This window comes from Longicatena caecimuris (assembly GCF_018406465.1).
Classification (GTDB): domain Bacteria; phylum Bacillota_I; class Bacilli_A; order Erysipelotrichales; family Erysipelotrichaceae; genus Longicatena; species Longicatena caecimuris.
The window spans coordinates 2,673,511-2,694,355 of sequence record NZ_AP024510.1; the positions used below are offsets into that span (position 1 = coordinate 2,673,511).

Sequence of the window (20,845 nt, forward strand, 5' to 3'; positions counted from 1 at the left end):
ATATCAAAACGTTTAGGGCATACCGTTGAAATGGTAAATAATGTTTATGGACATTGGTTTCAAGATGCTCAATCAAAGATGGTTGATAAACTAAATACATTGTGAATTTACACCAAATTTACACCAAGTAATGAATGAATCATAAAAAAAGCCTTTATTTAAAGGCTTTGTTTTTCTATGGTGCCGACACGCAGAATTGAACTGCGCGCTGAGCATTACCATTGCTCTGTATTACCACTATACTATGTCGGCAACTATGTGCTTTATCTCAAAGCTATTATATTATAATAGGCATCGTCAGAATTTTCAACAGGTAAAGCACATTTTTTTCATTTTCTAAAATTACAAGATTGTTTCTTTACATTTCTCAAATCATCTATGCTATGTATAAGATATTCCTATTGCTTATTTTACATCCTACTCATGAAGCAATGGTAGAAGTTCACGATATACTCTGGAAATCGGTAAACCTACCACATTAAAATAATCACCTTCAATGCTTTTTACCAACAGCTTTCCCATTCCCTGAATGCCATAAGCTCCTGCTTTATCATAAGGTTCATCGCTTGCAACATAAGCAGTAAGCAACTCCTCCTCCAAATCATAAAATGTTACCTTCGTTGTTTCATGGAAAAGAATCGTATGCGTTTTACTTAACAAGGCTACGCCTGTTATAACTTCATGTGTCTGATTACTAAGCATTTTTAACATCCGTAAAGCATCTGCTTGATCCTTTGGTTTCCCTAATCTTTCCTCTTTCCATATGACCATCGTATCACAGCCAATGACAACTGCACCTGGATGTTGCGTAAAGATATCACTGGCTTTTTGTAATGCCAATTGCTCGATTGCCTGTGCAGCAGGAAGATGAAGAGGTACAATTTCTTCCTTCTTTGAAGGAATGATTTGAAATGGCAGACCGCTATCTTGCATGAGTTCCTTACGTCTGGGAGAAGCACTTGCCAAAATCAGTTGTTTACGCATCATGAGAAAGCTCCTGTGTTTCCGCTTGATAATGTTTCAACTGATAACGCAAATAGATATAAGCCCCCACAAAACAGCCTATAAAGCCTATCGCAAACATCATGACGATACGGAATACCAACTTACTGAAGAAGGCTGCCGGGAATAAATTGATCATCAGATCTGTACTAGGATTTAATAGCCATAAATCATTACGGAATGCCACATGATGAAATGCTGTCCAGAAAGCATCAAAGTCAACATATGCCCAACCTGCCAGCATGATAAAAAAGATTGCAAATAGAATCGCTGCTTTCATATAATTAATACTTAACACTGTCCATGCACCTTTCTTTAATCGCACAAGCAGATAAATGCAGCTTACCACCAAAATCACAAAAGCCATGTTTCGCAAGATTTGGGCAAAATGATACAGACTTCTAACATCCACCATATGTGCAGCCTCTTTGCTGTTAAAGGCCTCTACCTTACTACCCTGCACGGTAATTTCGACATTGATATTATCACGCTTATCCTGCAAATAATCTAATAATGTATTTGTCGCAAGATTCAAGTCCTTTTGCGTCATGCCTAAATCCTGTGCTGTTTGCAATGTTTTATATTCACTCTTATAGAAATCAGAATCAAAACAATTGATACTGACACTGGTTACCAGTAAAATGATGACCAATGAAATTGCTGCTGCATAGGAGGCAATTGTATTTAATTTATTAAGTACCACGTTCATAAACAACCCTCTTTTTTTAATTTTAGCTATATTATATCGTACCATATTTTAATGAAAAAGCAAACTTGTAATTCCTCACTTCAGTAAGAATGATATAACATTTACTGCTACATGTTATATAACGATAAGTTCTTTTCATTGATAGTAAATATTTTTATTTCTCGTTTATATCAAAGGTTAACCTTTGTGCAAAATCCCTATTATGAATATAAAGACTTCTTTAAAGAAAAAGCATTTTGATCTTTTTAAAAATAAGTTTTCTTACCAAAAGGTATCCTCCATACGAATAAAAAAAGATCTCTTCTATCACACCATGCAATCACCACAGGAAGGATAGCAAAGAGATCCTATAAAGATTATAAACTTAATTCTAACCCATCAACATCGTTCTATCTTCATACGATAGCGAATGCTTTATTCCACAGCCAGTAAGTGCAGATTAGAAACACCGCGGCATTCATTTAACAACTGCATTAAATCATCAATACCAGAATTCATTTCACTGATATCAAAGGAAATAACCACACTTGCCCAGCCATGAATCGGAATGTTTTGGTTAATGGTCAAGATATTAGCATTGGTTTTTGACATCACATTCAGCACCTCGGAAAGAATACCTTTATCATGATGCAACATCAAAGAGATGACTGCCTTACGAGCACTCATTCCTTTATCCGGAAGGAATACATAATCCTTGTATTTATAATAGGTGCCTCTACTGATACCGACACGTTTCACAGCTTCACTGACCTGCTTGACTTCCCCGTTTTGTAAAAGGCTGCGGGCCTCTATAACTTTATCTAGCACATCCGGTAAAATCGCACTATCTACTATATAATATTTTTCCATTATATCACCTCACATTGTACGCCATCATAGGTCGCATGCAACAAACGACAATCCCATGTAGGATATAGCATCTGTATTTGTTCTATGAGTTTCTTCGCATCTGTTTCTTCCTGTGTCAACGCAATCATCGTAGATCCACTGCCACTGATGAACATTGTAATCATATTTTGTTGTTGGCATAGTTTTTTTACATCCTCATATTGTGGAATCAGATGCTTGCGATATGGTTCCTGCATCTTATCTGTACATGCTTTCCGCAAGATCAGCGGGTTACCGATTTCCATCGCCTTTGCTAAAGCCGCACAGCGCCCCATCTGATACGTAGCATCCGCATAACTCATCTGTTTTGGTAAGACTTCTCGTGCTGCCTTGGTATTGACTTCATAATCAGGAATCAATGTGACAAACAACAGATCTTTCTTGATGCCATAGCGAATCATATTCGGCTTTCCTTCTTCCATAAAGCTGACACAAAGACCTCCAAAGATAGCAGGTGCAATATTATCCGGGTGCCCTTCCATCTGTGTTGCCAAATCAAATAACTCATATTTATTAAGAGGACTTCCTACTAGTGCATTTGCCCCAGCCAATCCGGCAACGATGCAGGTGGCACTGCTGCCTAATCCTCTTGTATAAGGAATGTTGGTATCCATGGTAATGCGCAATCCTGTACAATTTTTCTGTAAATACTGCATCCCCTTTAAAAAGGCTTGGTAAATTAAGTTATCTTCATTACAATAAGCTTCTTCACAGCCTATGATTTCTAATCCTGTAGCGATTTCTTCAAAATAAACAGTTGCATATTCATCTAATGCCAAACCCAAACAATCATATCCTACACCTAAGTTAGCACTGGTTGCCGGCACAATTACCTTAATCATGGAACATCTCCTTTACTGTTTTTTCTACGTAATCACGCATATCCTCTTTATCAATTACATCCTCATGACGAATTTTTGCCCCTTGCAGCAACAATAAAGAATCCGGAATACGGGCACCGCTTTTTCGCTGTAATTCTTCCATACAAGCAAATTCATCCTCATTGCTCTGTTGGAAAATAGCGTTTTCCACTGCCGGAGCAAATTTATACGGACTGGCCGTTGCCAGTAAGACACAAGGTGTCGCATCATTTTTTTGATAATCCTTCATCACCTTATAACCAACAGCTGTATGAGGATCTAATACATATCCCTTTTCCTCATAAAACTCTTTCATGATTGCAGCACATGTTTCATCATCACAATAGCCACCGTAAAAATCTTTTTGAATATCTTTAAATATATCACTGCGTACCTGATAAGAACCTTTTTCTTCTAAAGACTTCATCAGTTCATGAATATAGTCTGCATCTTTTCCGCTCTTATAATACAACAAACGTTCCAGGTTACTGGAAATTAAAATATCCATACTTGGTGATATGGTTTTAAAGAAAGAACGGTTACGATCATAAATACCCGTGGTTAAAAAATCATACAGCACATGGTTGGCATTGCTGGCAACCAGGAAACGTTTTACGGGAAGTCCCATACATTTTGCATAATAGCCGGCTAAGACATTGCCATAATTACCGGTTGGTACACAGAAATTAATCTCTTCGCCGAAACGAATCTTACCTTTGCGTACCATTTCCTTATAAGCAAATACATAATAAACGATTTGCGGTATCAAACGGCCGATATTAATTGAGTTTGCGCTAGATAATGTCGTATTCATCTCATTCAGACGCGCTTTCATCTCTTGATCTTGGAAAATCTTTTTTACATTCGATTGCGCATCATCAAAGTTTCCCTGAATAGCACAAACTTTTGTATTTTGTCCACTTGTTGTCACCATTTGTAATTTCTGCATATTGCTGACACCATGATCCGGATAGAACACTGTGATACCAATATGTTCAACATCTTTAAAGCCTTCCAAAGCAGCTTTTCCCGTATCACCACTGGTTGCTGTTAAAATCATCACATCTTTGCCTTTACAGCTTTGAATAGCAGTTGACATTAATTGTGGCAACATACGCAATCCCACATCTTTAAAAGCACAGGTAGGTCCATGGAACAATTCCAAAACAGGTACATCTTTGGCAATATGAAGAGGGGTAATATCATCGTTATCAAAACGATTGGCATAGGCATCCTGTACACATTTTTTCACTTCCTCTTCCGTGAAATCCGGAAGTAATGCAGACAGAATAGTTTCAGCCATTTGCGCATACGACATTTCCATCATATCGCGGATTGGCAGCTTTACTTCATCCAATCCATCGTATACATATAGACCGCCATCATCCGCCATACCAGCTAAGATAGCTTCTTTCGGTGTCCGCTTTATATCTTTATTACGAGTACTTGTATATATTTTCTGCATCCTTTTTTCCATATCTTTAATTCTCCTTTTTTCATCTTGCAATTCTTATTTTACTATGATACAATGTTCGCAATATAAAAACAAGTGTTTTTATTAAAAAGACAAAAAATTTTAAAAAGGAGGATTTCCATGAATATAGCAATACTTGGTTTTGGAACGATCGGCAGTGGTGTTTATGAAATTATTGAGCATGCCACAACACCAGAAACGAAAGCTTTGCATGTAACACACATTCTGATACGGAAAGGAAAACCTAAAACCCTTCCTTATATGTGTGATGATATTGAAACCATACTCAACGATCCTGCTTTGGATGTTGTCGTAGAAACCATGGGAGGTTTAGAGCCGGCCCATACTTATATCCTACAGGCATTACAGGCCGGAAAACATGTCGTCACGGCAAACAAAGCGGTTGTCGCAGCCTATGTAAAAGAATTTCACGAATGTGCCAGTGAGAATGATGTAAACTTCTATTATGAAGCCAGCACCGGAGGTGGTATTCCATGGATTCAAGGTCTGGAAAAAGCCTTGCGTATTGATCAGGTCAATCGCATTCACGGCATTTTTAATGGAACCAGCAACTTCATTCTAGATCATATGCAGCGTTACCAGGCAACCTTTGATGAAGTATTAAAGGAAGCACAACATTTAGGATATGCCGAAGCTGATCCTAGCGCGGATATCGATGGCTTTGATATTTGCAATAAACTGCGTATTTCCGCATCCATTGCCTATGATTATCATGTCCCTGATAACTTTCCGGTATTTGGGATCCGCACCATCACCAAAGAAGATGTCCAGTATTTTAAATCCTTAGGTATGGCTGTTCGTCTGATAGCCAAAACCAAACGCCAAGGAAACACCTACAGCTGTGTCGTAGAGCCTATTTTATTTAAAGAAAATCAGTTGGAAGCAAATACGATGGATAATTACAATCTGATTACCTTGCATGGTGATACGATTGGTGATTTAAAGTTTTTTGGACAAGGGGCCGGAAAACTGGCAACGGCCAATGCTGTAGTACAAGATATCCTTGATATCCTGGAAGGCAAAGCCCATCGCGTCTTGCATTTCCAAAAAGAAATGCAGTACGATACGACATTGTGTAACCGTGATTATATTGTACGCTGTGATAAATCCTTACGTCCGATGTTACATCATTTATCTTATGACAGCAGTACCTTTGATAAATATCTACATGTAAAAAATGTCGAGGTTGCCCATATGCATGAACTGATGAAAGAAATCTTAAAACACGATGCTACAGCCTTTATGGCAAGCATCCATGATCATAGGGAGGAATTATAATGTTAAAGATTGCTAAATTTGGAGGGTCATCTGTCGCTAATGCCGCACAGTTTGCAAAGGTTAAGCATATTATTGAAAGTGATGAAGCGAGACGTTTTGTTGTCGTCAGCGCAAGTGGCAAAGAGCATAAAAAAGACAACAAAGTAACAGATTTATTATATCTGATAGAAGCTCATCTGAAATACAGTGTAGATTATCTATCCTTGTTCGATTTGATTAAAGAACGCTTTATTTCTATTAAAACCGATTTAGGACTACAATACCCTATCGAAGAGGATTTGGCTAAGTTACAAAGTGAGCTAAGCAAATCGATGTCTACGGATTATCTGGTAAGCCGTGGTGAATATCTGACCGCAAAATTAATGGCAGAATATTTAGGTTTCCCTTTTGTTGATGCCAAAGATATCATCACCTTCCGCTATGATGGCAAGATTGATTTTGATGCCACAAAATATCGTTTGGATAATTTTCTAAAATCCCATGACTGCTTTGTCATTCCAGGGTTCTATGGTGCTTTGCCAGATGGTACAGTAAAAACAATGGCACGTGGAGGAAGTGATATTACAGGATCTATATTAGCACGCCTATTAAATGCCGATATGTATGAAAATTGGACAGATGTATCCGGCATTTTGATGGCTGACCCACGCATCGTGACACACCCAAAACGTATTCATACGATTACTTATAGCGAATTGCGTGAATTGTCTTACATGGGTGCCAGTGTCCTACATGAAGAAGCCATCTTTCCAGTCAAAGAAAAAAATATACCTATCAATATCTTAAATACAAATCATCCGGAAGAAGGCGGAACGATCATCGTCGAGGAAATCAAAGAAAAAGATTCTGATCAGATCATTACCGGAATTGCCGGAAAGAAAAACTTCACTGTGGTAGCTATTTATAAAAACCATATGTCCGATGAAGTCGGTATCATTCGACGTGCATTAGAAGTATTTGAAAATTACCGCATTTCCATTGAACATATTCCAAGTGGTATTGATTCCTTTAGTATTGTTGTAAATAGCGATGATGTCAAGGATGTCATCTACGATATTGTAGGCGATATCAAAAGAGCCTGCAATCCGGATAATGTGAAAGTCATTGACCACATCGCCTTGATTGCGACTGTTGGTCGTCAGATGATGTATCGTCCCGGTATTTCCGGACGTTTGTTTGCCGTACTAGGTAAGCATAATATCAACATTCGTATGATTGCACAGGGCAGTGATGAAATCAACATTGTTGTTGGTGTAGAAGATAAGGACTTTGAGAAAACCATTTCGGCTATCTACAATTCCTTTGTTATTGAATAGGATAGAAAGAAAGGAAGGATTGTATATGAGAACATATAATGTGGCTATTTTAGGTGCTACAGGTGCCGTTGGTCAGGAAATGATCAAAATCTTAATGGAACGAAACTTTCCCATCAATGAATTACATTTATTAGCCAGCAAGCGCAGTGCCGGTAAAAAAATGGAAATCAATGGGAAAGAGTATAGCATTGAGGAAACAACCGAGCAAAGCTTTCAAGGTATCGATATCGTGTTAGGTGCTGCGGAGAATGATATTGCTAAGCGCTTTTTACCGAAAGCTGTAGAAGCTGGTGCCGTTGTTGTGGATAACAGCTCAGCCTATCGTTTAGACCCCAATGTACCATTGGTGATACCAGAAGTAAATCCAGAAGCCGTTGCCTCACATAACGGCATCATCGCCAATCCAAACTGCGCAACGATCATTGCTTTGGTAGCTTTAGCACCACTGCATCGCTACGCAAAGGCAAAACGCATGGTCGTATCAACGTATCAGGCAGTTTCTGGAGCCGGGGTAAACGGTATTCGAGAACTGAATCAGCAAGTTGGCGCAATCGCCCATGAGAAAGAAGTAGAAGTTTCTACTTTCCAATATCAGATTGCCTATAATCTGATTCCTCAAATAGGTGGCTTTAATGAAGCGGGATATTCCAGTGAAGAAATGAAAATGCAAAATGAAGGAAGAAAGATCATGGACAATCCTGATCTTTGTGTGAATTGTACATGTGTTCGGGTTCCGGTATATCGTTCCCATTCCGAATCAATCATGGTTGAATTCGATAAAGAAATCAGCGTTGAAAAAGCCAGAGCCTTGTTGCAAACTGCTCCAGGTGTGAAATTAGTTGATGATCCTGAACATCAAAAATATCCTATGCCATTAGATACCACTGATCAAGATTTGGTATTTGTCGGTCGTATCCGTGAAGATATGAGCAACCATACCAACGCATTAAGTTTTTGGTGCTGCGGCGATCAAGTAAGAAAAGGGGCGGCAACGAATGCTGTTCAGATTGCCGAGCTGGTAATTGCACAGATGGAAAAATAATTAAGACGTGAAAAAACCTGTATTTCGTAAATATGCACAGATGTCATTCTGCCATACCACGATTATACAGGTTTTTTACTATTCGTTTTTGTAGGAATCCTTTTCAATCAGCATGGGCTGAAAGCGTCGTGATAAGGATACCATCATAATAAGAAATGGCAGTGCCAGCAATATACAAAAGAATGCTGTTAATTTTCCTTGCAAAAACGTTTCGATAACTTCTTTCATCCGGTATCCCTCCATTCATACTGTTAGGATACTCCTTTTTCTTGATTATAATATTAATTTTATATGAAGATTTTATGAAGAGTACGCACCGTTAGAAATTAGGCTTCTTCGGTAGCAATTTCGCGATTTGCATCACTTTCAACATCCTGCATAGTTTCTTCAGTTTGTGTAGGAACAACATCCTGATCCTGGGTTTCTGCGATAGCATCATCCAAGCATAATGCAAGTATTTGATTTAGATTTCCAATTTTTGAGATAATAAAACCGATACCATAGCAACCAAAAGCATATGCGAAGAAAGGGGCACAATTGCTGAAATAAGCATTTAGCATATCTTTGATTTCTAAGCTGGCACTTTGACTGTAGGTAACAACTGATTCATACGTAATATAGAAATAAAATGCGGCAATTCCCAGAAATACAACAGATGCTACATAAAAAACGATACTAGCTTTCGAGATTTTAATCTTATTTTTTGACATTAACATTCAACCTTTCTTTTATTCGGATTCTATTATCTACTATAAATATGTGATGAGTGTGTGCATCATGTGATTTCTAGACGAATTTTATGATGTAAGGCTTTTCACATATCTTGTTCGTTATCGTCGCAAGCTTTGCACTGCAACAAACAATGCATAAGCGTTTTGTCTTCTTTCCATTATGGATAGCTTTTTTATAAGATGGAATGCATCATAAGAAAATTAAAAAAACTATGGATAAATCAAAAAAAATATAGTATTATTATAAAGCATAAATGAGCAGCCGTGGTGGAATGGCAGACACGCTATCTTGAGGGGGTAGTGGGCGTATGCTCGTGTGAGTTCAAGTCTCATCGGCTGCACCAATGAAAATCAAAAAAGATGTTTTAGGGTTACCTTAAATATCTTATGAAAGAGCAAGTCCTTTCAAAAGGACTTTTTTTCTACTTACTTTCTTTTTCGGTGATGCCAAAACATCCTTATAACATAGCTTTCATGTAAGAGCATTCTACACTTATCAAAGGCTTTTCCTACATCCTGTGTGATTCATGAATTCATCATATATCATCTGCTATATAGCCTTTATTTATGCACAATTGCGCAATCGAAATAGCTAAATTTCGTCACGTTTTTTCTCGCCATTATATACTGTAAAGAAACTGTTTTACGGATATAATTTTTTCATTTTCTACTAGACAAATGTTTTAAAATAGTTTATTATATATAAGCACTCAATTAAGCAGGAGTGGTGGAACGGCAGACACGCTGTCTTCAGGCGGCAGTGCGAGCAATCGCGTGAGAGTTCAAATCTCTTCTCCTGCACCATATCGTGAGTGAAGCGCTCTATATCAGCGCTTTTTTTATACTCTTTTCCTTACATGAATTATCTCATGTAAATGGTGAAATTTTTTTAAAGTAAAAACTGAGTTATGTTTAGTGCTTACTTTCATATCATACCATAAATATAGCAAATAAATGAGTCTTATATTTTTTAATATTCTTTTGTATACTGTAAATGTTAGAAAGAGGTGGAAACATGGGAACTTTATTATAATTTTAAATTATAGAATAAAAAAGGAGGATAAAAATTAAAAGATTGGTTATAAACGTTTTTAGTATAATGACTTGTCTATGGACCAGGAGGAACAGTTACTGATATCAATAGAGTTACTAGTTATTATACTGTGGTTCGTCAAACTAACTTTTATAAATAAAAAAAATTATGAGAAAAAATTTATTTTCAGCAATATTAAGATATTCAAGTTTTGCAAGTCTCATTGTAGCAATTATAGCAATTTTATTAAAATTTGATATAAACTTGATATAAAAAACCGATTATCTACATAAATATAGGATTTAAGGACTATTCATCACTAAAAAGTTAACTATTTTACCACGAATTTACCATGATTGAATGAGCCTTGATATGACTATATAAATAAAACCATAATTATTTTTTTACATTAGTGTGTAAATGAATAATTACGGTTTTTCTTCACTGAATTTATAGCCCACACCCCAGACAGTGATAATGTATATCGGATTGTCTGGGTCGGGTTCTATCTTTTTTCTTAATTTACGAATGAATGAGGGAAGATTGCTGGTATCTTTTGGCATATCTTCAAATCCCCATACATTTTCGTAAAGCTGTTCTTTTGTAAACACCTGTCCCTTATGAGAATAAAAGAAGTATAATAAGTCAAACTCTTTTGAAGTAAGAAATAGCAATTCTCCATTCTTATTTACGACACTTCTTGTAAAAGGGTTAATCTGAAATTCGGATAACTGTTGAGTAATAAGAACAGAAGAATTAAAAGATTTAGAGGTCAGCCATTCAATAGTCTGCTGAAAAATTATTTCTTCATTTTCCTTAAATTCCACTATTAAAATTTTCCCATACCAACCACCTCCTCAACTAACACATGATAAAACATAAGTTTTCATCACTTACTATACTCATAAGACTTACTTGTTCACTATGTAAATCTCAATCACTATGTAAATCTCAAATTTATCTACTCTTATATCTAGCTAATTTTAAATAAATGGTTCAATATACTTTTGTACAAAATCTATACGGTCAAATATTGTTGGTTTGAAATATGAAGTAATTGCTATCACTATATTATTCGACGGGTTTACATATATAACATTTCCGCTATTACCTATTGCTGAATATATATGCTTATTTTCATCTACAATCCACCATAAATACCCATAAGACATATTTCTAAATTCTTCTCCGCATTTATAATTAGTCTTTGTCATTTGTTCTATCCATTCTGACGACACAATTTGTTTTCCGTTATGGACACCTTTATCTAAACAAAGTTGTCCGATTTTCGCCATATCTGTCGCAGATAAGCATAAACCATATCCTGCTGTTCCTATCCCTTTTGGGTCGCAAAACCATATATTCTTTTTCGGTTCTTTTGATATAGTAAAATGTTTATGCTCTTCGGCGGTTTTCGCTAAATAATTTATATGTTTTTCTACTCCAATAGGTTCAAATAAATACTTATTTGCAAAGTCAACGACTTTTATCCCACTCGTTTTTGATATAATTCCAGTTAGTATATGTATGCCTAAAGTTGAGTATTTGAATTGTCCAGTCAATCCTTTTCTTCCACCCAGAAAATCTAAGGCTGAAACCGTCCAATCATCACTTGAACATATTTTAGTCCATGGCTCGTATTTATACTTATAAGGTGCGGTCATAGTCAATAAATGCTTGATTGTAACCTGTTGAATTGTTTTTTCCCCTCTTTTAATTTTATATTCGGGGAAAAAGTCTAATACAGGTTGGTCTATATTTTCTATAAACCCTTTATCAAGTGCTATTCCGACAAGTAATGAAACAACACTTTTAGTTGCAGACATAACATGGCAGGTATCTATTTTTTTATAATCATTCCATTCATCTGAATAAACTTCTTTACCGTCCTTATAGCATGATATTTGGCAGATATTAGGCTGTTTTTCTTTAATAAAATCGTGCAGTTCTTTTTTATTCATACTATCAATTTCATCTCCGTTCCACGTTATCATTTATGAAATATTCATTCAAAAAAAATACAATTTTTTCATATATTTTCTTATTTCTTTTTTACTGGATAATAAATTTCTGTTACTAGGTCATCTTCATTTGAAGTTTGTGTTGGGTCAGTAATATAAACTTCATAAAGAGGACCATTGTTTTCATAACCGTTTTGCTCTGCCCATTCACACTGTTTCGTATAAATAGATGGTAAATTAGAATATCCGCCATATAGAGTTGTTTTTAAACATAGTCCTGGACAAAAATCTCTAGTTCCAGTAACAAATTGTTCTACTGGAATAGCAAATTCTGTATCTAATCCTAATGGAGTAAACTCATCACTATGAAAAAGTACCATAGGTGGAGCATTGACAGTTAATTTATCATATTGGATTTTCCTCAATATTGAATGAAAGCAACAAGCATATTGTTCTTCCATTTCAACCTTACAAACCATTTTACGAATAGAAACTAAATACATAACTGGTATTTCAACAAGCTGTACATCAATCTTATTCAAATAAGACATGATTGATTTTCCTTGTTTCAAAACTGATATATCTTCATTTAACCGTTCTGTAATTTGGGAATATATCTGTATTTGTTTTTCAAACTCTATCTTTTTCTTATATAGCTCTATGGATAATTTTTCATTCAGTATTTCTTCTGATGTGATAATTGCTTTAATTTCTTCTAAAGAAAATCTGTACTGCTTCAGACGGTTAATAAACAACATAGTTTCTAATTGCTCAATGGAATAATATCTATAACCGTTCTCTTGATTGATTTTGCTGGGTTTTATAAGCCCAATTTCATCATAGTAACGAAGTGTCTTTGTAGAAACTTTACATATCTTTGAAAATTCACCGATAGATAGCATAAATCTTCTCCTTTCAAATTACTTCCACACTTATGTTACACCTTGCCGTAAGGGGAAAGTCAATGTGGTAATTTTATATCATTATTCTTTACTCACACCTAAAGTAACATGATAAGAAATTGATTTCCAACTTTTTGCTGTAAAAAAACTGTACCTGTCAGATCACACGAGTGTGAAAACAGTTACGGTTTTTCTTCGTTGAATTTATAACCCACACCCCAGACAGTAATAATGTATATCGGGTTGTCTGGGTCGGGTTCTATCTTTTTTCGTAGTTTACGAATGAACGAGGGAAGATTGCTGGTATCTTTTGGCATATTCTCAAATCCCCATACATTTTCGTAAAGCTGTTCTTTTGTAAATACTTGTCCTTTATGTAGGTAAAGGAAGTACAACAGGTCAAATTCTTTTGAAGTCAAAGAAACAGCAGTACCAGTTCTGTCTGTAACAGTTCTCTTAAATAAGCTGAATTGCAGTTCGTTTGATTTATTTTCTAAAATGTCAGAAGCAGATAGCTGTTCAGCAATCCATTCAATAGCCTGCTGAACTATTTTTTCTTCCTTGTCTGAAATTTCAATTAGTATAATTTTCCCATACTAATCGCCCCCTTTATTTGCAATTTTCAATTTTCCATGTTTCAACCGAAATACAACGCTACTTAATCTCATTCCATATTTCAACAATTCTTTCACATCTCCTTTTTAAATCTAATCATAAATGCTTTATTCCTTTAAATGCAAATATTCTGAAAAACAAGACGATGTATCAGCAAGTTCTTGAAAACAACCTTGTTCTTTAACATTTCCATTTTCCATATAAATAATTTCATCATATTTTTTCAACAGTTTTTCTTCCAAATTATGAGTAATTGTTATAAGTGTTAAATCGTTCATTTTGAGTAACCTGCTTTCAATATCATAGGCTGTTTGCATATCAATAGCAGACGTACCCTCGTCTAATATTAAGATAGGTTTGTTTCTAATCAAAGCTCGTGCAACCGCAATCCTCTGTTTTTGTCCGCCAGACAAATTAGAACCATTTTCTCCGACTTGATAGAATAGCCCATTTGGAAGTTCAGATATAAATTTATCTAGTCCACTTTCCTTTACAACTTTGTCAATCATTTCTTTTGGATAATCTTCATGTAAACAGATATTGTCGAATATAGTTTCGTTAAATAGATAAATATTTTGATGAATGATAGAAGATAGTTGTACTACATCTTCTTTCACTAGCTGAGTTAATTCTCTATCGTCATATAGGAGTGTTCCTTTATAATCAGAATAATAGCCTGTTAACAACTTTATAAAAGTGCTTTTTCCACAACCGCTTTTTCCTACAACAACATATTTTTTTCCTTTTTCAATGATACAGTTCATTTCATTTAAAACTTGTGTTTGCCTATCATAGGAAAAAGACAAGTTCTTAGCTAGAATATACTGATTAAATGAAGTTACACGTTCTTTATGTAAGTCCATAGAAGAACATTCAGAAATGTTATGCAATTTTTCAATAATAGGTTGTATGCTTTTTATTTTAGGAACATTGGTAAATATCATAATAAGCGGGTTAGCTAAATTACTGCTTACTTGCACCATTCCCAATAATGTACCTATTGTTATACGTCCTGTAATAATGAAATAGGCGGATAAAAACAAAACAACTATCTGAACCATAAGAGCAAGAAAAGAAGATAGTCCCTCATTTAACGCAAGCAATTTATCTACATTGTATTTAGAATGGATAGTTTCACAATTTTCTTTGTTAAATCGCTGAATTACATATTGTTTCATGGAATAGGACTTAATGATTTCAAATCCAGATAAAATGTCTTTTAAACTACCTGTGAAATCTGCTAGTTTAGAAGAAAATGTATTTTGCCTTTTTTCCAATTTCCCTCCCAATAAACTCGGAATGAGAAACATGATAGCAATCGCTACTATAACGCATATAGTCACGATAATATCAAAGTAAATCATTAACATGAAAGAGGAAATAAATATAACTGTATATTGTACTATTTCAAAAAAAGGAAGTAAAAAATTATCCTCTATCATTTTTACATCATTTGTAATAATTGATATATAATCAGCAGTATTTCTTTTCTCAAATTCTTCTATACTATAATTAACTGTTCCACGAAATACATCAGAACGAACTTGACGCATAATTCTGCATATAACTTTTTTGCTAAGCAAGGATTGAAGATAGAGAAAAATCCCTAGCATTGCAAAATAAACAATCGAAAATAAAATCATTCCCGTAAATTGTTGCATGTTTTTTTCTACGGCTATATCTAATAATTGTTGCAAAAGGACAGCCATAAACACATATCCTAAAGAAGCAATTACACTTGTTAAAATGGTTAATAAAAATAAAATTTTATTCTGTTTAATATAGAGTTTCATAATCTTTCTCCTTAATATAAATTATACATGTTACATGTATGTATATGTCTGAAAATAAAATTGCCTTACGACAATCTTATTTTCTTTATGAATTTTTTTTGCATAATTCAACAATATCATTATCAATTATTGGAAGCCCTAACTTATCTGTAATTTCTTTAATCATTAGAAACTTTTCCCACATTTCCTCTGATGTCATTGGATATATCGTAGGTATTGACCAAAAATTAGTCAAAAGAACAAATAGCTCTGCTAATAACTTTGAATGTTCTGTTTGTATAGAGCCGTCCTGTATTCCTTCTTCTATCAATTCTTGATACATAGGAGTTAATTCTTGATTGCTTTCAATCAATTTCTTTAAAAAAGCAGGACTTCCCAAGAGTTCCATGGACGCTATACTTAGTCGACGATGTTCCGTTTCATCAAATGAGGTTTTTAAGACAAATTTTAGTTTTTCTAATCCATTCAATTCTTTATGTTTTTTTGCTTTCTTGAAAGGATTAGTTTCATAAAACAGTTTTTCACATAAAGCGTCAAAAACTTCTTCCTTTGATTTAAAATGATGATAAAAAGCTCCTCTTGTTAATCCACCCATTTCACTTATGATATCTAATACTGTTGTTTCTTCATATCCTTTTTCTAAAAACAGTTTTAAAGAAGCATCTAGTATTTTTTGGACAGTTTCCTCTGGATATTTATTTCGTGGCAATTTTCCACCTCCTTATACATGCACTCTACATGTATAGAATATCATGCAAGGTGCATGTATGTCAATAATTTATACAATCTCCAGTTGTTATCCTTATGTAATGTTAATTCATACTGGGATACCTATGTAACCTTTATCTGATAGTCAATGATTTTGACAATACCTCTCTTTTTTCCTCTTGATTACCCAACACAGAAAATAAAAAGCCCTGTCAAGAGCCTGCCACCATAGGTGGTACTTGTACTCTTGATCTGGGCTTTTTGTTTGCTGTATCTTCCACACAAGAGGAAAATCAAAGTCCTCTGTCCCACTTGTCTTTCATATATTCTTCAAAGTCCATTTCATCAAAATCCTGTTCGGGTGAAGTGTCTGGGATATTGTTTCTTCTGTCTATGTCCGCAAGCTGACGGAATACCCTGTCATCATAGGGATTGTGATATTTGTATTCTTTCGGCTGTTCTCGGTATCGGTCTAACCCTCGCATTTCTTTATGTACCCTCATAACACGTTCCAACTTCTGACGCTGTATCAACTGCTTGATTTCCATAAGTTCTTCCAGCCCCACAGCTTCATTGGCAATGTAATTGCTGATATACTGCATGAGCTTTGTTTCCATATAAAATCTGCATTCCTGCTCTGATTTGAAATATTCATTTTCGGGCAGATAGTCTAAGGAAACATTGAAGTCCTGTTCCCGTTTGATAACGTCCATGATATACGGTTCGGTATGGTCGATATACTTCCATTCTCCCGACAACAATTCATTAGGCGTTACTCCCAGCACGTCCATTATCTTTTCCAGCGTGTCAAAGGTGGGATAGTTTACTCCTCTTTCAATCTTGGAAAGGCTCTGCATATTGATACCGATAGCGTCCGCAAGCTCCTGCTGTTTCATTCCTCTGTGTTTTCTTATGGTCTGTATGTTCTCTCCTAAGAAACTGATTTTCTTTATATAACCCTCCATAACTTAGTATAACCGCTCCTTTCATTGCTTTTCCTGCTCTTTATAAGCCTATCATACTTATTTTGTTCCAAAAAGTCAAGAAAAAGTTCTTGACAAGTAATTCTAATGGCGTTATTATCGTATCAGATAAAGTGATTAAGCACGCTAGGGTCAATCACAAGCTTTAGCAAGCATATAAATGAGTTGTTTTCGCTTTGATAGCATGAATAGGCATGGACTATCAGACCGAAAATCATGGTTTCCAAAAGGGGCTGGCTGGACGGGACACGTCCCCCAGACGTGGAGCGGACAGACAGTTCCTTTTGGAAAGGAACGCCTTTCGGCGTTCGCAGAGGGCGTATATGTAACACCGCCCTGCGTATACATGTCATAGTACCTAGAAACTGTGATAAATAAAGAGAAAAATGCAATTTATACCCCGCAAAAAACGGGGCATACGAAAGGAGTAATGCACTATAACTACACATGAAAATTTATCCGTTAAGATTGATTACATCAGCATTGTATTTGATACTGCAACCGCAGAAGATGTAATCATGTACATTTTAGGTTTACCGACTGATATTTTCAATGTCTATCCAGCAGCGGTAAGATTTAAGACCTATCAGACACGCTGGGAAATTGGGGACATTTATGTATCTGGGGACGCAAGAAAGACAGAGGACAATCCACAGGGGCTTGGCTGTTATCTCGTTATGACTGGCAGAGGCTGTGATGATATTTACCGTATCCTTGAAGATAAATGTTTGACCTTTGGAGATATGTTCCGACGCTGTGAGAAAAGATACGGGACAGGCAATTATCATTTTACAAGGCTTGATGTTGCCATTGATGATAAGAATGAAAAACCATTCTTTACCATTGAGCAGATAAAGAAGAAATGTGAAAAAGAGGAGTTTATCTCCAATAGTGAGGGCTACCACTTTGATGAAAGCAAGTTTGACGATTTTGACACCGCCAAAACTGTTTATATCGGTGCTGGAAAGTCGGGATTGTCCTACCGCTTTTATGACAAGGATAAGGAAGTCTGTTCAAAATATAATAAGACACTTGATGAAGTGGGGAGCTGGAAACGGACAGAAATGCAACTGCGTGATGATAAGGCTCATGCCTTTGCTATGACATTCAAGGACAGACCGCTTGAACTTGGGGAACTGGCTTTCGGGCTATTGGCAAACAACCTACGCTTTGTCGTAGCAAACAGAAATGAAAGCAATAAGAGCAGGTGGAAAACGTGTAGATTTTGGGAACGCTTTTTAGGGGCTGTGGAAGTCTTGAAACTGCAAGTACCAAAACAACATAATTCCCTTGAAGAAACACAGCAATGGCTTACAGAGGGTGGCGTGATTTCCGCTGTAAAAAGTTTCTACTTCTTGGAAGAACATGACGCATTAGGCGGATTGGAACGGGTAGGAACTATGCTGGATAAGGCAAGATACAGCACTTCCCTTTCCAGCAAATTAACCGCACACTTACAGAGGATAAACCGCACCGACCTTATCCCCTATATCCAGTATGATACGAAACACGCAAAAGGGGGTATTTGATGAATAATAATGTTCAAGTACCCGTATGGGAGAAATACGCCATGACGGTAGAAGAAGCGTCCCAGTATTTTTCAGTCGGTCAGAACAAGATAAGACAGCTTGCCCAGCAGGACAGGTTCGGCAACTGGTATATGATGAACGGAAACCGACTGCTCATCAAGAAAAAACAGTTTGAAAAAATGCTGGACAAAATCGACACAATCTAGTGAAAAAGAGCCTTGTATGTGATATTATCATCATAAGTCATATCGAGGCTCTTTCTTAGGAAAGGAGCAGATAACCATGTCAGAAAAAAGACGTGACAATAAAGGTCGCCTGTTAAAGACGGGAGAGAGCCAGCGAGCAGACGGAAGATACTTGTATAAATATGTGGACGCACAGGGACAGACAAGATATGTGTACTCATGGAAACTTGTACCCACAGACCCCGTACCCAAAGGAAAGAGGAACGGAAAATCCTTGAGGGAACTGGAAGCGGAGATACAAAGGGACTTGCAGGACGGTATCGACACCACAGGCGGAAAAATGACGCTGTGCCAGCTCTATGCCAAACAGAACGCACAGAGGGCAAACGTAAAGAAAAGCACCCAGCAAGGCAGAAAGACGCTCATGCGGATATTAGAGGACGATATGCTGGGGACAAGGAGTATTGCCAGCATACGTCTTTCAGACGCTAAGGAATGGGCGTTACGCATGAAAGAGAAAGGCTACGGCTATCAGACCATAAGCAACCATAAACGCTCGTTAAATGCGTCATTCCACATTGCCATAGCTGATGACCTCGTAAGGAAGAACCCTTTTGATTTCAAGCTGAACGAAGTCATAGAGGACGACAGAAAGCCACGACAGGCACTCACAGAGGAACAGGAAGAAAAACTGTTGTCTTTTGTCCGCAAAGACAGGGTATATCAAAAATATTATGACGCAATCGTGATACTGTTAAAGACGGGGCTTCGTATCTCGGAGCTGTGCGGACTGACAAGACAGGACATTGACTTTGAAAATGAAGTTATCCATGTGAACCACCAGCTACTTTACAGCAAAGAGATTGGCTACTACATAGAAACACCAAAGACAAAGAGCGGTGTGCGTGATGTTCCCATGAGTGAGGAAGTAAAACAGGCATTTAAACGTATCATGGCAGAGAGGAAGAAAACAGAGCCGATAGCGATTGACGGTTACAGCGGTTTTCTCTTTCTGAACAGGAAAGGTTATCCAATGACAAATGCTTATTATACAGTAACCTTTTCCAATCTGACAAAGAAGTACAACAAGTACCATGAGGACAGCCTGCCAAAGATAACACCGCATATCCTGCGTCATACATTCTGTACACGACTTGCAAACAGGAACATGAACCCAAAGAGCTTGCAGTATATCATGGGACACTCCAATATCAGTATCACGCTGAACCTGTATGCCCATGCGTCAGCAGAAAGCGTCAAGGCAGAATTAAAGAGCATGATAGCCTAAATCGTACCACGATATTTACCACGTTTGACCATGAAGATATGTGAAGAAATGCAGAGATAAGCAAGTATCTTTCGATAACGAAAACGTCCGCAAAGCCGATAAAATAAGGACTTGCGGACATATAAGAAGATATGAAAAGATAATCAAAAATCTATATTAAGTTTATGTTAAATTTACAAATAAATTATTTTCAATTTTGTTTATTTTTGATAGTTTTTTCTAACTTAATCAATATAGCAAGAGAAAAATCAATTATCAAACATCCCCTTCTATATCTTGCTTATTTTACTTGTATTATATATGCTATTTTGATTATATTTATTTTGTAAACTATGGGTATTAAATTTACTATTTTCTAATTCTAATAAGTGAAACAGGATAGATTGACCAAGCAAATACTTGGTCAATTTTTATCTTTTCAAGTATTACATTTTTGATTATTGTGACTACCTATGTAAAACAATGGCAAATAGATAATCCAGAGGAAAAACCAAAAAAATGTATTCAAGAAACTAGTTTATCTAAGA

The 20,845-nt window shown here is 36.1% G+C and carries 20 protein-coding genes and 3 tRNA genes; 8 read left to right on the plus strand and 15 right to left on the minus strand.

The annotated features are described in order from the left end of the window. Positions 1-178: 178 nt before the first annotated feature. The 6 genes from KJS44_RS12495 to thrC all read right to left on the minus strand — a co-directional run bounded on the left by KJS44_RS12495 (position 179) and on the right by thrC (position 4,936). A tRNA-Thr gene (locus tag KJS44_RS12495) sits at positions 179-252 on the minus strand. 165 nt (positions 253-417) lie between these two features. Continuing rightward, positions 418-987, minus strand: a complete 570-nt coding sequence (locus KJS44_RS12500) for a Maf family protein (RefSeq protein WP_008690793.1) — start codon at positions 985-987, stop codon at positions 418-420. Beyond that, entirely contained in the window at positions 977-1,711 is a 735-nt protein-coding gene (locus KJS44_RS12505; RefSeq protein WP_008690791.1) for a TIGR01906 family membrane protein, read from the minus strand. The genes KJS44_RS12500 and KJS44_RS12505 overlap by 11 nt, the downstream gene beginning before the upstream one ends. A 414-nt stretch (positions 1,712-2,125) precedes the next feature. Next, on the minus strand, positions 2,126-2,560 hold the full coding sequence (locus KJS44_RS12510) for an ACT domain-containing protein (RefSeq protein WP_008690788.1): 435 nt from the start codon (positions 2,558-2,560) through the stop codon (positions 2,126-2,128). Continuing rightward, positions 2,560-3,441: a homoserine kinase gene (gene thrB / locus KJS44_RS12515; RefSeq protein WP_008690786.1), complete on the minus strand. Its 882-nt coding sequence runs from the start codon at positions 3,439-3,441 to the stop codon at positions 2,560-2,562. Before thrB ends, KJS44_RS12510 begins: the two co-directional genes overlap by 1 nt. Further along, positions 3,434-4,936: a threonine synthase gene (gene thrC / locus KJS44_RS12520; RefSeq protein WP_008690784.1), complete on the minus strand. Its 1,503-nt coding sequence runs from the start codon at positions 4,934-4,936 to the stop codon at positions 3,434-3,436. Before thrC ends, thrB begins: the two co-directional genes overlap by 8 nt. Before the next feature lie 117 nt (positions 4,937-5,053). Between thrC and KJS44_RS12525 the strand changes: the two genes are divergently transcribed. Genes KJS44_RS12525 through KJS44_RS12535 form a run of 3 tightly spaced genes read left to right on the plus strand, consistent with a single transcriptional unit; the run spans position 5,054 to position 8,590 of the window. Next, complete coding sequence (locus KJS44_RS12525; protein ID WP_008690782.1) at positions 5,054-6,232, plus strand: homoserine dehydrogenase; 1,179 nt, start codon at positions 5,054-5,056, stop codon at positions 6,230-6,232. After that, a complete protein-coding gene (locus tag KJS44_RS12530; protein ID WP_008690780.1) occupies positions 6,232-7,548 on the plus strand; it encodes an aspartate kinase in 1,317 nt (438 codons plus the stop codon). The genes KJS44_RS12525 and KJS44_RS12530 overlap by 1 nt, the downstream gene beginning before the upstream one ends. A gap of 25 nt (positions 7,549-7,573) precedes the next feature. Beyond that, entirely contained in the window at positions 7,574-8,590 is a 1,017-nt protein-coding gene (locus KJS44_RS12535) for an aspartate-semialdehyde dehydrogenase (RefSeq protein ID WP_008690779.1), read from the plus strand. A 78-nt stretch (positions 8,591-8,668) separates the two neighbouring features. On the opposite strand, the gene KJS44_RS12540 is transcribed toward KJS44_RS12535, so the two are convergent. Continuing rightward, on the minus strand, positions 8,669-8,818 hold the full coding sequence (locus tag KJS44_RS12540) for a hypothetical protein (protein ID WP_008690778.1): 150 nt from the start codon (positions 8,816-8,818) through the stop codon (positions 8,669-8,671). Between the two features lie 98 nt (positions 8,819-8,916). Beyond that, positions 8,917-9,300, minus strand: coding sequence for a hypothetical protein (locus KJS44_RS12545; RefSeq protein ID WP_008690777.1), 384 nt, complete (start codon positions 9,298-9,300; stop codon positions 8,917-8,919). 279 nt (positions 9,301-9,579) lie between these two features. Between KJS44_RS12545 and KJS44_RS12550 the strand changes: the two genes are divergently transcribed. After that, positions 9,580-9,665, plus strand: a tRNA-Leu gene (locus KJS44_RS12550). Positions 9,666-10,039: 374 nt separating this feature from the next. Then, positions 10,040-10,125, plus strand: a tRNA-Leu gene (locus KJS44_RS12555). A gap of 657 nt (positions 10,126-10,782) precedes the next feature. Here the strand turns inward: KJS44_RS12555 and KJS44_RS12560 are convergent. From KJS44_RS12560 to KJS44_RS12590, 7 genes are all read right to left on the minus strand, one after another. Further along, positions 10,783-11,181, minus strand: a complete 399-nt coding sequence (locus KJS44_RS12560) for a winged helix-turn-helix domain-containing protein (RefSeq protein ID WP_244976548.1) — start codon at positions 11,179-11,181, stop codon at positions 10,783-10,785. A 156-nt stretch (positions 11,182-11,337) separates the two neighbouring features. Further along, positions 11,338-12,315, minus strand: coding sequence for a serine hydrolase domain-containing protein (locus KJS44_RS12565; protein WP_213540130.1), 978 nt, complete (start codon positions 12,313-12,315; stop codon positions 11,338-11,340). 80 nt (positions 12,316-12,395) lie between these two features. Continuing rightward, entirely contained in the window at positions 12,396-13,217 is an 822-nt protein-coding gene (locus KJS44_RS12570; RefSeq protein WP_213540131.1) for a MerR family transcriptional regulator, read from the minus strand. A 182-nt stretch (positions 13,218-13,399) separates the two neighbouring features. Further along, a complete protein-coding gene (locus tag KJS44_RS12575; protein ID WP_420844658.1) occupies positions 13,400-13,636 on the minus strand; it encodes a winged helix-turn-helix domain-containing protein in 237 nt (78 codons plus the stop codon). A gap of 303 nt (positions 13,637-13,939) precedes the next feature. Next, positions 13,940-15,625 (minus strand): ABC transporter ATP-binding protein, encoded by a 1,686-nt coding sequence (locus KJS44_RS12580; RefSeq protein ID WP_213540132.1) that lies wholly within the window; start codon positions 15,623-15,625, stop codon positions 13,940-13,942. Positions 15,626-15,710: 85 nt separating this feature from the next. Further along, on the minus strand, positions 15,711-16,334 hold the full coding sequence (locus KJS44_RS12585) for a TetR/AcrR family transcriptional regulator (protein ID WP_213540133.1): 624 nt from the start codon (positions 16,332-16,334) through the stop codon (positions 15,711-15,713). Between the two features lie 292 nt (positions 16,335-16,626). Next, complete coding sequence (locus KJS44_RS12590; protein ID WP_213540134.1) at positions 16,627-17,298, minus strand: helix-turn-helix domain-containing protein; 672 nt, start codon at positions 17,296-17,298, stop codon at positions 16,627-16,629. A 536-nt stretch (positions 17,299-17,834) separates the two neighbouring features. On the opposite strand from KJS44_RS12590, the gene KJS44_RS12595 reads away from it, so the two are divergent. From KJS44_RS12595 to KJS44_RS12605, 3 genes are all read left to right on the plus strand, one after another. After that, entirely contained in the window at positions 17,835-18,845 is a 1,011-nt protein-coding gene (locus tag KJS44_RS12595) for a replication initiation factor domain-containing protein (RefSeq protein WP_117603102.1), read from the plus strand. After that, entirely contained in the window at positions 18,845-19,051 is a 207-nt protein-coding gene (locus tag KJS44_RS12600; protein ID WP_117603101.1) for an excisionase, read from the plus strand. Before KJS44_RS12595 ends, KJS44_RS12600 begins: the two co-directional genes overlap by 1 nt. A 76-nt stretch (positions 19,052-19,127) precedes the next feature. After that, on the plus strand, positions 19,128-20,318 hold the full coding sequence (locus tag KJS44_RS12605; protein WP_117603100.1) for a site-specific integrase: 1,191 nt from the start codon (positions 19,128-19,130) through the stop codon (positions 20,316-20,318). The last annotated feature ends 527 nt before the right edge of the window (positions 20,319-20,845 follow it).